The organism is Jiangella alba (assembly GCF_900106035.1).
GTDB classification, from domain to species: Bacteria; Actinomycetota; Actinomycetes; order Jiangellales; family Jiangellaceae; genus Jiangella; species Jiangella alba.
The window spans coordinates 323,571-336,939 of sequence record NZ_FNUC01000004.1; the positions used below are offsets into that span (position 1 = coordinate 323,571).

The following is a 13,369-nucleotide window of genomic DNA, read 5'->3' on the forward strand; positions in this document are numbered from 1 at the left end:
GGCCGAATGCGTCCGGCTGGGGAGGACCGGCGATGGGCAGCCAGGGCCAGGCGACGGCTCAGCACGACACCACCGACGCACCGTCCCGCCTGCCGCGCATGCGCCGGCCGGCCGAGACCCCGGCGGCGCCTCGGCGCGGGCCCGGCGGCGCTCGTCCGTCGCCGGCCGACGCCCGGCTGGGCGAGGCGGGCGGGCGGGCCAGCCGCAGCACCCGGCTCGACAGCCTGGCCCGCGAACTGCACGCGGCCGGCCGCCAGGGCCGCACGTCGTCGTGGCTGGCCGAGCGGCTCGGCGTGTCCGCGCGCACGGTGAAACGCGACGTCATCGCGCTGCAGCAGTCCGGCGTCCCGATCCGCGCGTCCAGCGGGCCGCAGGGCGGCTACGTCATCGACCAGTCCGGGCAGCGGGCCCTCAGCCTCACCCCCGACGAGGCCCTGGCCATCGTCGTCGGGCTGCAGGCGGTGCCCGACCAGCCGTTCGCCGCGGCCGGTGCGTCCGCCGCGGCCAAGGTCCTGCGCGCGGTCGCGCCCGACCGCCGGGCCGACGTCACCGCCGTCGCCGAACGCATCTGGATCCGGCCCGGCGAGCCCGAACCCGACCACGACGACGCCGTCCGCTCCGTCCTCGCCGACGCCATCCGCGACCACCGCGTCGTCCTGCTCGACCACGCCGCCGGGCCCGCGTCCGCGTCCGCCGCCACCGACGACGACGCCGAGGCGCTGACCGAGCAGGTCGAGCCGCTCGGGTTCGCCCACTCGCACGGCGCCTGGTTCGTGCTGGTCTGGAGCCGCGAGTCCGACGCCGGCCGCTGGTTCCAGCTCGACCACGTGTCCGCGGCCCAGCCCACCCACGAGACGTTCGAGCCGCGCGACGTGCGCGAGATCTTCCGCCCCGTCCCCGCTGCTGACTGACTAGACCGCGGCCGGCTCGCCCACGACGTCGGCGAGCCGCACGACGGTGGCGAACCGGCCGGCCAGCACGTACTCGGTCCGCGTCATGACCTCGTCGACGCCCAGCGTGCGCGGGTCGGCGAGGATCTCGGCGTTGCCGCGCCCGGGCGGCGCGTCCGGAGCCTCGATCGGGTTCGTCGCGGTCGCGTCCAGTACGAACGTCACCCGGTAGCCCAGGTCCGACGCCAGCCGCGCCGTCGTCTCGCAGCACTGCTCGGTGCGGATGCCGCTGATCACCACCTCGCGGATGCCGCGCTCGGTCAGCAGCTGCTGCAGCGCGGTCGTCGTGAACGCGTTGTGCGACGACTTCGTCAGCACCGGCTCGCCGGGCCGCGGGTCGAGGCCGGGCAGCAGCTGGACGTAGCCCCGCTCCGGGTCGAAGACGGTGCCGGTGCCCGGCTCGGTGTGCAGCACCCACACGACGAGGTCACCCTGCGCGCGGGCGTGCTCGACCAGCCGGCCCGCCTTGGTGGCGATGTCGGGGTCGGAGATCAGCTCCCAGATCGGCCGCTGCCGGAACGACTCCTGGACGTCGATGACGAGTAGCGCTCTGCTCATCCTTCGATCCTCCGGCGGCCGGCCGTCGCCGCCCAGGCGTGATCGCGCCGACCTACCGCCACATCCCGCCACCCCCGCACACCCCCGTTGACTGAGGCGGTGGAGCGGAGGTGGACGTAGCGCCGGATGCGGTCGACCGTGCGGTGCGGGTGGCGCAGCACGTCGTCGGCGGTGAGGGGATGACCCGAAGACGACCAAGACCGGAAAGTCATCCCACAGCCCCAGCCTCGCCTCGAGTTGGCGGCGGGGAGGGTGAGGGGCGCACGTAGAATTGGCGCCATGCCCCCTGTCTCCGCCGCGTCGCCGGCTGCTGCCTCCGGCGTCGCCGCCGAGGCGGCGCGGCGCCGGACGTTCGCCGTCATCAGCCATCCCGATGCCGGGAAGTCGACGCTCACCGAGGCGCTGGCGCTGCACGCGCGGGTCATCGGCGAGGCCGGCGCGGTGCACGGCAAGGCGGGCCGGCGCGGCACCATCTCCGACTGGATGACGATGGAGCAGGAGCGCGGCATCTCCGTCACGTCGGCGGCGCTGCAGTTCGAGTACCAGGGCCACGTCGTCAACCTGCTCGACACGCCGGGGCACGCCGACTTCTCCGAGGACACCTACCGGGTGCTGGCCGCCGTCGACTGCGCGGTCATGCTGCTCGACGCCGCCAAGGGGCTCGAGCCGCAGACGCTGAAGCTGTTCGACGTGTGCCGGCACCGCGGCGTCCCGGTCATCACGTTCGTCAACAAGTGGGACCGGCCGGGCATGCACGTCCTCGAGCTGGTCGACGAGCTCGACCAGCGCATCGGGCTGACGGCCACGCCGCTGAACTGGCCGGTCGGCGAGGCCGGCACGTTCCACGGGCTGCTCGACCGCGACGACGAGACCATGACGGCGTTCGAGCGGGCGCCCGGCGGCGCGCGCATCGCCGAAGAGCAGGTGCTCACGGCGGCCGAGGCGAAGGAGCGGCACGCCGACGCCTGGGGCACGGCGCTCGACGAGGTCTCGCTGCTCGACACCCTCGACCTCGAGACGTTCCACGCCGGCACGTCGACGCCGCTGCTGTTCGGCGCCGCCGTGGTGAACGTCGGGGTGCGCCAGTTGCTCGACGCAGTGGTCGCGCTGGCCCCGCCGCCCACCGCCCGGCCCGACGCCGAGGGCACGCCGCGGCCCGTCGACGCGCCGTTCTCGGGGCTGGTGTTCAAGGTGCAGGCCGGCATGGACAAGGCCCACCGCGACCGCCTCGCTTTCGTCCGGGTCTGCTCCGGACGGTTCGAGCGCGGCGCCGTCGTCACGCACGCCGCCACCGGCCGGCCGTTCGCCACCAAGTACGCCCGCACCATGCTCGGCCGCGAGCGCGAGACCATCGACATCGCCTACCCCGGCGACATCGTCGGCCTGGTCAACGCGAACGCCCTGACCGTCGGCGACACCCTGTACGCCGACGGCGCGCCGGTCGCCTTTCCGCCGATGCCGTCGTTCGCGCCCGAGCACTTCGTCACCGCGCGCACCACCGACACCAGCAAGGCCAAGCAGTTCCGCCGGGGCATCGAGCAGCTGGCCGAGGAAGGCGTCGTCCAGATCCTCACCTCGAACCGCCGCGGCGACGGCTCGCCGATCCTGGCCGCAGTCGGGCCGCTGCAGTTCGAGGTCGCCACGACCCGCCTCGGCCAGGAGTTCGGCGTGCCGGTCGCCCTCGACTCCCTCCCCTACGGGCTGGCCCGGCGCACCGACACCGACGGCACGCCGCTGCTGAACGCCGAGGCCGGCGTCGAGGTGGCCGAGCGCCGCGACGGCGCCCTGCTGGCGCTGTTCCCGGACAAGTGGCGGCTGGCGTCCGTGCAGCGCCGGCACCCCGACGTCATGCTCGAACCGCTCGTCGCCGGCGCCGACTGACGCAGGGGCACACCTTCTATAAGGTGGCCGCCATGACTGCTCGGCCGCTCTCCGAACTCGTCGATCCCGGCTGGGCGCGCGCCCTCGAACCGGTCGCCCCGCGCATCGCCGCCATGGGCGAGTTCCTGCGCGCCGAGCTGGCCGCCGGCCGCACCTATCTCCCCTCCGGGCCCAACGTCCTGCGCGCGTTCACCCAGCCGTTCGACGACGTCCGGGTGCTCATCGTGGGCCAGGACCCGTACCCGACGCCGGGCCACGCCGTCGGGCTGAGCTTCTCGGTGGCGCCGGAGGTGCGGCCGCTACCGCCGAGCCTCGTCAACATCTTCCAGGAGTACGCCGCCGACCTCGGCCACCCGGCGCCCGCCAACGGCGACCTCACCCCGTGGACCGAGCACGGTGTGCTGCTGCTCAACCGAGCCCTGACGGTGGCGCCGAGAAATCCCGGCGCGCACCGGGGAAAGGGGTGGGAAGAAGTCACCGAGCAAGCCATCCGGGCGCTCGTCGGACGTGGAACGCCTTTCGTGGCCATCCTCTGGGGTCGCGATGCGAGAAATCTCCGGCCACTACTTGGTAACGTTCCATGCATTGAGTCGGCCCACCCGAGCCCCATGTCGGCACGCAACGGTTTCTTCGGCTCACGCCCGTTCAGTAGGGCAAACGAGCTCCTGCAGGGGCTGGGCGCACCGCCCGTCGACTGGAAGCTGCCCTGACACGTCGCGTTCACAAAGTGGGATACACACTTGTGCAACTAGCGTTCGATCATCGTATGCTTCCCGGCGCGGGCCCAAGGTGGTACTGTTTCCGCGGTTGCAGTAACAGTTCCTCGCACGTCCTTGAACGCCCGTGGGATGTTATCGCGGGCGTTTTTCGCTTCTCTGTGCCTCCAGCACTGTGGTAGCGGGAGACGGCGGCAGCAACCCGGAGGTCGCACGGTGCGGCCTTCGTCACCGTCCCGTAGGAGGACACGGCACATGGCACAGGGAACCGTCAAGTGGTTCAACGCCGAGAAGGGCTTCGGCTTCATCGCACAGGACAACGGCGAGCCGGACGTCTTCGTGCACTACTCGGCGATTCAGTCCGACGGCTACCGCACGCTGGACGAGAACCAGCGGGTGGAGTTCGAGATCACCCAGGGCCCGAAGGGCCCGCAGGCTGACGCGGTTCGTCCGGTCTGATCAACCTGTCGCTCCGCTGCCCCCGCACCTCTCGCAGGTACGGGGGCAGCGGTGCGTCCGGGCCCGGTTCGGTCGCGGTCCGGACCGCCCACCACGCCCCATCCGCCCTGTTCAGCGACTCCGCCCGCGGCCGCTGCCGAGGAGTAGACGGACCTTTCTGTTCGGGAGGGGGTTGATAACGAACGCGTAACTGTGATTCGGTGGGAGGCACGTGGTCAAGCAATCGCCACTTCCGCTTCATTCTGGATGAGGTGTAGGCCGTGCAGACCCACGTTCTCGCGACGACGGACAACCACCAGCACCAGAAGGCCGACCGTCACGAACTCACCAACGACCTGCTCCGGCGGGCCGCCACGAGTTCCGGCCGGCAGCGTCAGCGCCTCATCGACGAGGTCGTTCTCCTTCACCTGAAGCTGGCCGAGTCGATCGCCCGGCGCTACTCCGGGCGCGGCATCGAGCGCGACGACCTCCTGCAGGTCGCCAGCCTCGGCCTGGTCAACGCCGCGCAGCGGTACGACCCCGACCGCGGCAGGGACTTCGTGTCCTTCGCGGTCCCCACCATCACCGGCGAGGTCAAGCGGTACTTCCGCGACCACGGCTGGACGGTCCGGCCGCCGCGCCGGGTCCAGGAGCTGCACGCCCGGGTCACCGCCGCCACGGCGGAGATCTCACAGGCCAAGGGCGCGGCTCCCACACCGGCCGAGCTGGCCGAGCACCTCGATGTCGAACTGGAGGACGTCTTGGAGGCCCGCGCGTCGCACGAGTGCTTCACGGTGGCCTCCATCGACTACCGCGGCACCGGCGGCGAGGAGACCCCACTGGCCGAGACGCTCGGCCAGGACGACGACGGCTTCGCCCGCGCCGAGGCCGTGGTCGCGCTGGCCCCGGCCTGCCGCGACCTGAAGCAGCGCGACCGCCAGATTCTGTACCTGCGCTTCTTCAAGGGCTGGACCCAGCAGGAGATCGCCAAGGAGCTCGGCGTCACCCAGATGCAGGTGTCGCGGCTGCTGGCCCGCATCCTGACCCAGCTGCGCGCCCGGGTCGGCGCCGCCGCGGCCTAGGGTGCCCGCAGCAGCCCGAGCAGGCGGTCGACGGCGACCCCGCGACGCTGGGCGGCCGGCAGCGCGACGGAGACCGCCCAGCGCGGCAGGGCGTCCTCGACCTGGAGGACGTCCAGCCCCTGGGCGGCCCGCTTGCGGGTGACGTGCTCGGGCACCAGCGCGACGCCGAGGCCGTGGCCGACGAGGTCGAGCAGTGTGTGGACGTCGTTGACCTCCATGGTCACCCGGCGGTCCAGGCCGGCCGCGGCGAACGCGGCGTCGGCCAGTTGCCGGGCGCCCCACTCCTCCTGGAAGTCGACGAACGCCGTGCCGTGCAGGCGGTCCAGCCCGATGCTGCCGCGCCCGGCCAGGGGGTGGTCCGGGCGGCACAGGACGACCATGCCCTCGGCGCCGAGCGGGATGAGGTCGACGCCCTCCGGCGGCGGCGCGACGACCGGCAGGAACGCGACGTCGAGGACGCCGGTCCGGACGCCGTCGAGCAGCGCGGCCGAGCCGGCCTGGTCGAGGCGCACCTCCACGCCGGCGTGCGCGGACCGGAACCGGGCCAGCAGGCCGGGGACGTCGACGGCGCCCAGGCACTGCTCGGCGCCGATGCGCACCGTGCCGCGCAGCAGGCCGTTGACGGCGGCCACGGCCTCGCGCGCCGCCTCGACCGACGCCAAGGTGCGGCGCGACTCCGCCAGCAGCGCACGGCCCGCCTCGGTGAGGCTGACCTGCCGGGTGTTGCGGTGGAACAGCGCCGCTCCCAGCTCGCGCTCCAACGTCCGGATGGACGCCGACAGCCCGGACTGGCTGATGATCAGCCGCTGCGCCGCCCGGGTGAAGTGACCCTCCTCGGCGACGGCGACGAAATGCTCCAAGTGCCGCAGTTCCACGATTGAGAATCGTAGCTTCTGAATTCGTTCGGGTTCTCCTGTTGGACACACCGAGCAGCCCGCACGAAGACTGGACCCACACACCCGATCCCCGGAGGTCCCTTCCCATGCAGTTCCGCCGCATCGGCGACGTCCAGGTCAGCGCCATCGGGCTGGGCGGCATGCCCATGTCCATCGAGGGCCGGCCCGACGAGTCCCGCTCGATCGCCACGATCCACGCGGCCCTCGACGCCGGCGTCACGTTCATCGACACCGCCGACGCCTACCACCTGCACGCCGACGAGGTGGGCCACAACGAGACGCTGATCGCCACGGCGCTGGCGAGCTACGGCGGCGACACGTCCGGCGTCCTCGTCGCCACGAAGGGCGGCCACCTGCGCCCCGGCGACGGCACGTGGTCGCGCAACGGCGCACCGGACTATCTGAAGCGGGCCTGCGACGCGTCGCTGAAGCGCCTGGGCGTCGACGCGATCGGCCTCTACCAGTTCCACCGGCCCGACCCCTACGTCCCGTACGAGGAGTCCGTCGGCGCCCTGCGCGACCTGCTCGACGACGGCAAGATCCGCATGGCCGGCATCTCGAACGCCAACCCTGAGCAGATCGCGCTCGCCGACGACGTGCTGGGCGGCCGCCTGGTGTCGGTGCAGAACCAGTTCTCGCCGCGGTTCCGCAGCAGCGAGCCGGAACTGGAGCTGTGCGACCGACGCGGCATCGCGTTCCTGCCGTGGAGCCCGCTCGGCGGCATCTCCCGCGCCGGCGACCTCGGCTCGGCGCACGAGCCGTTCGCCCGCGTGGCCGCCGCGCACGGCGTCAGCCCGCAGCAGGTGTGCCTCGCCTGGATGCTGGCGAAGAGCGAGCACGTGATCCCGATTCCGGGGTCGAGCCGGCCGGAGACGATCCGCGACTCCGCCGCGGCCGTCGACCTCGTGCTCTCGCCGGAGGAGCTGGCCACGCTCGGCTGAGGTGGCTCAGGAGCGGCGGTGGACGGCGTGCTGGCGTCGTCCACCGCCCGGTGCTCAGGCGAGCCGGGCGAGCCCGGCCTGGCGCTCGGACATGGACGCCTCGAGGGCGTCGCCGATCTCGGTGTAGCAGCGGGGCGCGGGTCCGGCCGCAGACCGCTCCAACTGGGCGCGCACCCCGAGGTCGCGGGTGACGACGCAGACGCCGCCGCCTCTCGCGTGGATGCGCTGGTGCAACCCGACCAGCACCGTCGCCGCCAACGGCTCGACCGAGCCGGCCCGGCCCAGGTCGACGACGACGTGACGGCTCTCGGCGGCACTGGCGGCCCACCGGATCTCGTCGGCCAGCGCGGCGTCGAGATCGCCGGGAACGGTCAGGATCGTGCAGCCACCGAAGTCGCGGGCCTGCACAGCGACGTCGTTGCTCACGGACGCTTCACCACCATCGGTTCGGGAGGCCTGGACTCCACCCCGAGTCCTGCCAAGCCTCCAGTGGTCGGCACCCAACGCGGGGACGAGGTGCCGATGTCATCCGACGCCTACCTTTACTGAGCGTCGTGCGGACTGTCAAGGTCTCCCTGGATCAACACGAGGACGTCACTCTGGCACGGCGAGCGCCCGGAAGCAAGATCCTTTGCGCTGGCAATCGATCGCGTCGCAACCTCGATGCAACCGTCCACCCGGGTCGCGGGTCATCAGATACGGCGGGCCGGCGTGCCCGTCACGGGGGTGCCCGCGCCGATCCGGCGCACCGGGTGGCCGGGCCCGCGTCCCGAACGCGGGCCCGGACTCCCTCGGCGGTCAGCTCGACTCGGCGTCGACCCAGGCCAGGTACGGTTCGCTGCCGCCGACGATGGGCGTGACGACGACCTCCGGCAGGTCGTACGGATGCACCTCGCGCAGGTGCGCCGTCAGCGCCTCCGCACGGGCCGCCGTGGTCTTGATCTCGACCCGCCACTCGGGCTCCGTCCGCACCTCGCCCTCCCACCGGTAGACGCTGGTGACGGGGACGAGCTGCGCGCAGGCCCCGAGCCGCGCCGCGACGACACCGGCGGCCAGTTCGCGCGCCGCCTCCTCGTCGTCGACCGTCGTCGTGACGATGACCTGACCACTGGACATGCTTCGCAGCCTAGTTGACAACGCCCACTCGGAGGCGAATACTCGAAGTCGAGTATTCGAACGAGCGAGGAGGCGTCGTGGCCGCGACCCGTCCGTCCAACCCGCTGGCGCTGGCCGTGCTCGTGCTGCTGGCGGAGCGGCCGATGCACCCGTACGAGATGTCCAGCACCATGCGCGAGCGGCGCAAGGAAGACAGCATCAAGCTGAACTACGGCTCGCTGTACTCCGTCGTCGAGTCGCTGCAGAAGCGCGGGCTGATCGAGGCGGCCGAGACGGTGCGCGAGGGCCGGCGGCCGGAGCGGACCGTCTACGCCATCACCGAGTCCGGCAGCCAGGTCATGGTCGACTGGATGGTCGAGCTGCTGAGCACGCCGAAGAAGGAGTTCACCCAGTTCGAGGCCGCGTTGTCGCTGGCCGGCGCGCTGCCGCCGGACGAAGTGATCGAGCTGCTCGGCCAGCGCCTGCGCAACCTGCGCTTCCAGCAGAAGGCGGTCGACGCGATGTTCGAGGAGGCGAAGGTGGTCGGGCTGCCGCGGCTGTTCATGATCGAGGCCGAGTTCTCCGCCGCGCTGCTCGCGGCCGAGACCGCGTTCGTCGAGAACCTGCTGGCCGACCTCCGCGACGGCAGCCTCGGCGGGTTCGCCATGTGGCAGCGCATGCACGAGCTGCGCCGCGACGGCGTGCCGCCGGAGGAGATCGAGGCGAAGCTCAGCGCCGAGTTCGCCGACGACCTCGCGTTCGGCCGCGACGAGGGCACGTAACGAGCAACGGCTCCCGGCCACGGTGCTGCAACACCACGGCCGGGAGCCGATCGAAAACCAGGAACCGGAGACTCACCTCGCGGATCGCCCCGATCCCAGGTCCTGCACCACCCAGGATACGGGCGGCACCGTGCGGCACCGGTTCCTTCCCATCGGAAGGAGATCCACCCATGCAGCACGCCATCGAGGCCGAGGGTCTGGTCAAGACCTACGGCAAGGGAGCGAAGGCCGTCCGGGCGCTGTCCGGCGTCGGCTTCGCGGTCCCCAGTGGCACCGTGTTCGGACTGCTCGGCCCGAACGGCGCCGGCAAGTCCACCACCACGAAGATCCTCACCACGCTCTCGACGCCCGACAGCGGCAGCGCCGTGGTCGCCGGGCTGGACGTGGCGACGCAACCCGGCCGGGTCCGGCACGCCATCGGCTACGTCCCGCAGAAGCCGTGCTTCGACCCGACCGCCACCGGCCGCGAGAACCTCACGCTGCAGGGCCACATCTACGGCCTCTCGCGCTCGGACATCCGCACCCGCGGCGACCAGCTGCTGGAGCGGTTCGGGCTGGCCGACGCCGCGCACCGCGTCACGAAGACGTGGTCCGGTGGCATGCAGCGCAAGCTCGACGTGGCCCTGGCGCTCATGCACCGGCCGCGGGTGCTGTTCCTCGACGAGCCGACCACCGGCCTGGACCCCGAGGCCCGCGCCGACATGTGGGCCGAGATCTCCGGCGTCACGCAGGCCGACGGCGTCACCGTCCTGCTCACCACCCACTACCTGGAGGAGGCCGACCACCTGGCCGACCGCCTGGTCATCATCGACCGCGGCCAGGTCGTCGCCGAGGGCACGCCGGAGGAGCTGAAGGGCGGCCTCGACGGCGACACCGTCCAGGTCGAGCTGGCCGACCCGGGTCAGCAGCTCGCCGCCCGGACCGCCATCGCCGCCGTCCGCGGCGTCGGTGAGGTCGGCGTCGACGGCGCCCGGCTGCACGCCAGCGTCGGCAACGGCGCTGCGACGCTGCCCGGGCTGCTCGCCGCGCTGGAGGGCGCCGGCGTCCCGCTCGCCTCCGTCACCGTCGCCCGGCCGTCGCTGGACGACGTCTACCTGCGCCACGCCGGCCGGTCCTTCCACAGCGCCGACCGCGCCGGTCTGGCCGCGACGGAGGTGGCGGCATGAGCGCGACGCTCGCCCCCGTGGCGCCGGCCCGCCCCGACGTCCCCCGCGGCCTGGCGCTGCGGCACACGGCCTACCTGATCGCCCGCTCGCTGCGCATCCTGCGCCGCCAGCCGGTGTACCTGGCGTTCACGCTGATCCAGCCGATGGTGTGGCTGCTGCTCTTCGGCGCGCTGTTCGAGCGGGTCGCCGACCTGCCCGGCTTCGGCGGCATCTCCTACCTGGAGTACCTCACCCCCGGCGTGGTCGTCATGACGGCGATGATGTCGGCCGGCTGGGCCGGCACCGCGTTCATCGACGACATGCAGCGCGGCGTCATGGACCGCAACCTGACGTCGCCGGTGAGCCGGGGCGCGCTGATCACCGGCGCACTGGCCTACCAGGCGGTCGTCACGGTCGTGCAGTCGCTGATCGTGTTCGGGGTCGGTCTGCTGGCCGGTGCTCGGTACGACGGCGGCGTGGCCGGCGTGCTCGTGGTGTTGCTGTGCGCCACGCTGCTCGCGGTGATCTTCGCGGCGCTGTCCTGCGCGGTGGCGCTGACGCTGCGGTCGCAGGAGTCGTTGATCGGCGTGTCGCAGTTCCTGACGCTGCCGCTGGCGTTCATGTCGACGGTGATGATGGCGCCGGCGCTGCTGCCCGGCTGGGTCGGCACCGCCGCCCGCTACAACCCGGTCGACTGGGCCGCCCGGGCCAGCCGCGACGCGTTGCTCGGCCACCCCGACTGGTCCGCCGTCCTCGGCCGGGCCGGCCTGCTGGCCGCGCTGACGCTCGTCATGGCCTGGCTGGCGACCCGGGCGTTCCGCGCCTACCAGCGCTCGGTCTGACGCGGACGGGTCAGGCCGCGGCGCCGAACACCCGCGCCGCGGCCCTGACCCGCAGCGTCTCGACCACCGCCGCCTGCTCGGCGGCCCGTTCCAGCAGCCGGTCGACGCGGGCGACGTCGGGGCGGCCGCGCTCCGCGCCGACGGTGCGCAGGGTCCGCCAGCCGCTGGCCTTGCCCTCGATGCCGAGCCGCAGCATCTCCAGCTCCACGATCACACTCAGCGGTGACCGGGTCAGCAGATGGCCGTTGAACTTCAGCCGGCCGGCCAGCTCGGCGGCAGCGGCCGTGTACAGCTTGTAGCGGCGGACCGGCACCTCCAGCTCGTCCATGATCTCGACCAGCTCGTCGCGGTCGGCCCGGACGTCCGCCGCCAGGCCGGCCAGCGGCTCCTCCACCGGTCTGCCGTGCATCTTGCGAGCCAGCCGGCGCACCAACTGGACTCCGGCGGTGGCGCCGGCCAGGTGGTCGTTGAGGTAGATGCCGAGCAACTGGGGCTCCGGCCGGGTGGTCTGATCGGCTGCGGACTCGGACACCGCGCCTCCTCCCGAATGGGCGACGTGCGTCCGCTTACCCGGTCCGGCGGCGCCCATTCGGACGCCACCGGAACCCGGCGAAAGATTGAGGTTGCGACCCCGGCCTCCGCAGCGAACCGGGGCCGCAACCTGCACCCGACGTCGTCGTGGTACGTCGGGCGTTCTCGGGGCCCTTAAGGGCCGTTTCCGTTGCCGTTGTTGCCGTTACCGGAATTCCCGTTGCCGTTGCCGTTCCCGTTGTTCCCGGAATTGCCCTGGCCGTTACCGGAATTGCCGTTGCCGGAGTTGCCGTTTCCGTTGCCCTCGTTACCGGGCTTCTCCGGCTTCTCTGGTTTGCCCGGCGGACTCTCGGGCTTGTTCGGGTTGTCGGGCTTCTCGGGCGGTTTACCCGGCGGCTCCTCGGGCTTGTTCGGGTTGTCCGGCTTCTCCGGGGGCTTCCCGGGCGGGGTCTCCGGCTTGCCGGGTGGCCTCACCGGCTCGCCGGGGTCTTCGGGGCGGCCCGTGTCGGGCTCGGTGGTGGTGCCGGTGTCGCTGACGTCCTCGACGACGTCGGTGCCGGGCTCATCGTGCTGGAAGCTGATCGGCGTCACCGTCTCGATGAACTTCTCGACGTGGGCCTGCGCTCCGCCGGGCAGCGCACCCGCGGCCGTGGCCGCGGTGAGGCCCGTGAACACGACCACGGCGCCGGTGACGACGCGGGCACGCGGGCTGACCCCGGTGAGCCACGCCCGGATGCGGCGACGGCCGGCCGGCTCAGGGCTCAGCGGTGCTGGCGGGATGCCGGAGAAGTCGCCCGTGGCCATGCGCCGCGCCAGCTCCTCGGACGGCCGCACCGGCTGCCGCGCGGCAGCGCGGAGCTGCCCGACGGCGCCGGCCAGCGGCGCGAGTCCGGGCGTGACCGGGCGGCCGGTCAGCAGGGCCTCGACGGCATCCTCGTCGAGTAGGTGCAGCGGGAGCATCTCGTCCTGGTAATCGACGCGGGTACGCCCAGGGGTACGGGGTCAGTCGATTTTTTTTCGCAGCGCGGTGAGGCCGCGTCGTTGCAGCGCCTTCACCGCGCCGACGGACCGGCCGACCGTCCGGGCGACCTGCTCGACGGTGAGGTCGCCGACGACGCGCAGCAGCACGACCTCGCGCTGCTCCGCGGAGAGCGTCGCGCACAGCTCGTACACGCGCCGCAGCCCGAGCGCGTCGATGGCCTCCGCCTCGGCGTCGCCGCCGGGCCCGTCGAGCGTGGCGGGGTCGTCGGTCGGCTCGCTGGGACGGCGCGCGGCCCGCCGCCGCTCGTCGATCAGGCGGCGGTGCGCGATGGTGAAGACCCACGACCGGAACTGCGGCTCCGTCCCCTCGAACGAGGCCAGCCCGGCGAACACCCCGAGGAAGACCTCACTGGTCAGGTCGTCGGGCTCGGCGGCGCCCTGGAGCCGCAGATAGCCCGTGACGACCGGCGCGAGATCGGTGTACAGGCGTTCGAAGGCCCACGGCGCACCCGCGCGCGCCGCGTCGAACAC

Annotated in this window: 16 protein-coding genes; 9 read left to right on the top strand and 7 right to left on the bottom strand. The window is 72.5% G+C overall.

Annotated elements, in window-relative coordinates:
* Positions 1–32 precede the first annotated feature (32 nt).
* Entirely contained in the window at positions 33–911 is an 879-nt protein-coding gene (locus BLV02_RS19315; protein WP_083288306.1) for a helix-turn-helix transcriptional regulator, read from the top strand.
* On the opposite strand, the gene BLV02_RS19320 is transcribed toward BLV02_RS19315, so the two are convergent.
* Complete coding sequence (locus BLV02_RS19320; protein ID WP_069109707.1) at positions 912–1,508, bottom strand: cysteine hydrolase family protein; 597 nt, start codon at positions 1,506–1,508, stop codon at positions 912–914. It abuts the gene before it with no gap.
* A 279-nt stretch (positions 1,509–1,787) separates the two neighbouring features.
* On the opposite strand from BLV02_RS19320, the gene BLV02_RS19325 reads away from it, so the two are divergent.
* From BLV02_RS19325 to BLV02_RS19340, 4 genes are all read left to right on the top strand, one after another.
* Positions 1,788–3,389, top strand: coding sequence for a peptide chain release factor 3 (locus BLV02_RS19325; RefSeq protein ID WP_069109708.1), 1,602 nt, complete (start codon positions 1,788–1,790; stop codon positions 3,387–3,389).
* A 32-nt stretch (positions 3,390–3,421) separates the two neighbouring features.
* Entirely contained in the window at positions 3,422–4,099 is a 678-nt protein-coding gene (locus BLV02_RS19330; protein WP_069109709.1) for a uracil-DNA glycosylase, read from the top strand.
* A 261-nt stretch (positions 4,100–4,360) separates the two neighbouring features.
* Positions 4,361–4,564, top strand: a complete 204-nt coding sequence (locus BLV02_RS19335) for a cold-shock protein (protein ID WP_069109710.1) — start codon at positions 4,361–4,363, stop codon at positions 4,562–4,564.
* A gap of 260 nt (positions 4,565–4,824) precedes the next feature.
* Positions 4,825–5,625, top strand: a complete 801-nt coding sequence (locus BLV02_RS19340; RefSeq protein ID WP_069109711.1) for a SigB/SigF/SigG family RNA polymerase sigma factor — start codon at positions 4,825–4,827, stop codon at positions 5,623–5,625.
* Here the strand turns inward: BLV02_RS19340 and BLV02_RS19345 are convergent.
* On the bottom strand, positions 5,622–6,500 hold the full coding sequence (locus tag BLV02_RS19345) for a LysR family transcriptional regulator (protein WP_069109712.1): 879 nt from the start codon (positions 6,498–6,500) through the stop codon (positions 5,622–5,624). The two genes, BLV02_RS19340 and BLV02_RS19345, sit on opposite strands and share 4 nt — an antisense overlap.
* A gap of 107 nt (positions 6,501–6,607) precedes the next feature.
* Between BLV02_RS19345 and BLV02_RS19350 the strand changes: the two genes are divergently transcribed.
* Positions 6,608–7,462 carry an aldo/keto reductase gene (locus tag BLV02_RS19350; protein ID WP_069109713.1) on the top strand — a complete coding sequence of 285 codons (855 nt, stop codon included), beginning with the start codon at positions 6,608–6,610 and terminating at the stop codon, positions 7,460–7,462.
* 54 nt (positions 7,463–7,516) lie between these two features.
* Here the strand turns inward: BLV02_RS19350 and BLV02_RS19355 are convergent, their stop codons facing one another.
* Entirely contained in the window at positions 7,517–7,888 is a 372-nt protein-coding gene (locus BLV02_RS19355) for an STAS domain-containing protein (RefSeq protein ID WP_069109714.1), read from the bottom strand.
* A 372-nt stretch (positions 7,889–8,260) separates the two neighbouring features.
* Entirely contained in the window at positions 8,261–8,578 is a 318-nt protein-coding gene (gene cutA / locus BLV02_RS19360; protein WP_069109715.1) for a divalent-cation tolerance protein CutA, read from the bottom strand.
* 77 nt (positions 8,579–8,655) lie between these two features.
* Here cutA and BLV02_RS19365 point away from each other — a divergent pair, with 77 nt between their 5' ends.
* From BLV02_RS19365 to BLV02_RS19375, 3 genes are all read left to right on the top strand, one after another.
* The gene (locus tag BLV02_RS19365) at positions 8,656–9,339 is read left to right on the top strand and encodes a PadR family transcriptional regulator (protein ID WP_069109716.1); all 684 of its coding nucleotides are present in this window, start codon (positions 8,656–8,658) and stop codon (positions 9,337–9,339) included.
* A gap of 170 nt (positions 9,340–9,509) precedes the next feature.
* Positions 9,510–10,505 carry an ATP-binding cassette domain-containing protein gene (locus tag BLV02_RS19370; protein ID WP_069109717.1) on the top strand — a complete coding sequence of 332 codons (996 nt, stop codon included), beginning with the start codon at positions 9,510–9,512 and terminating at the stop codon, positions 10,503–10,505.
* Complete coding sequence (locus tag BLV02_RS19375) at positions 10,502–11,326, top strand: ABC transporter permease (RefSeq protein ID WP_069109718.1); 825 nt, start codon at positions 10,502–10,504, stop codon at positions 11,324–11,326. The genes BLV02_RS19370 and BLV02_RS19375 overlap by 4 nt, the downstream gene beginning before the upstream one ends.
* Before the next feature lie 10 nt (positions 11,327–11,336).
* Here BLV02_RS19375 and BLV02_RS19380 read toward each other — a convergent pair whose 3' ends face one another.
* The 3 genes from BLV02_RS19380 to BLV02_RS19390 all read right to left on the bottom strand — a co-directional run bounded on the left by BLV02_RS19380 (position 11,337) and on the right by BLV02_RS19390 (position 13,369).
* Entirely contained in the window at positions 11,337–11,858 is a 522-nt protein-coding gene (locus BLV02_RS19380; RefSeq protein WP_069109719.1) for a hypothetical protein, read from the bottom strand.
* Positions 11,859–12,031: 173 nt separating this feature from the next.
* The gene (locus BLV02_RS38070) at positions 12,032–12,661 is read right to left on the bottom strand and encodes a hypothetical protein (RefSeq protein ID WP_143045068.1); all 630 of its coding nucleotides are present in this window, start codon (positions 12,659–12,661) and stop codon (positions 12,032–12,034) included.
* 198 nt (positions 12,662–12,859) lie between these two features.
* Positions 12,860–13,369, bottom strand: coding sequence for an RNA polymerase sigma factor (locus tag BLV02_RS19390; RefSeq protein WP_069109721.1), 510 nt, complete (start codon positions 13,367–13,369; stop codon positions 12,860–12,862).

Excerpts from the sequence above, each read along its gene's own strand:
- BLV02_RS19315 (WP_083288306.1), top strand. The coding sequence starts at position 33 with ATGGGCAGCCAGGGCCAGGCGACGGCTCAGCACGACACCACCGACGCA.
- BLV02_RS19320 (WP_069109707.1), bottom strand. The coding sequence starts at position 1,508 with ATGAGCAGAGCGCTACTCGTCATCGACGTCCAGGAGTCGTTCCGGCAG.
- BLV02_RS19325 (WP_069109708.1), top strand. The coding sequence starts at position 1,788 with ATGCCCCCTGTCTCCGCCGCGTCGCCGGCTGCTGCCTCCGGCGTCGCC.
- BLV02_RS19330 (WP_069109709.1), top strand. The coding sequence starts at position 3,422 with ATGACTGCTCGGCCGCTCTCCGAACTCGTCGATCCCGGCTGGGCGCGC.
- BLV02_RS19335 (WP_069109710.1), top strand. The coding sequence starts at position 4,361 with ATGGCACAGGGAACCGTCAAGTGGTTCAACGCCGAGAAGGGCTTCGGC.
- BLV02_RS19350 (WP_069109713.1), top strand. The coding sequence starts at position 6,608 with ATGCAGTTCCGCCGCATCGGCGACGTCCAGGTCAGCGCCATCGGGCTG.
- cutA (WP_069109715.1), bottom strand. The coding sequence starts at position 8,578 with ATGTCCAGTGGTCAGGTCATCGTCACGACGACGGTCGACGACGAGGAG.
- BLV02_RS19370 (WP_069109717.1), top strand. The coding sequence starts at position 9,510 with ATGCAGCACGCCATCGAGGCCGAGGGTCTGGTCAAGACCTACGGCAAG.
- BLV02_RS19375 (WP_069109718.1), top strand. The coding sequence starts at position 10,502 with ATGAGCGCGACGCTCGCCCCCGTGGCGCCGGCCCGCCCCGACGTCCCC.
- BLV02_RS38070 (WP_143045068.1), bottom strand. The coding sequence starts at position 12,661 with ATGGCCACGGGCGACTTCTCCGGCATCCCGCCAGCACCGCTGAGCCCT.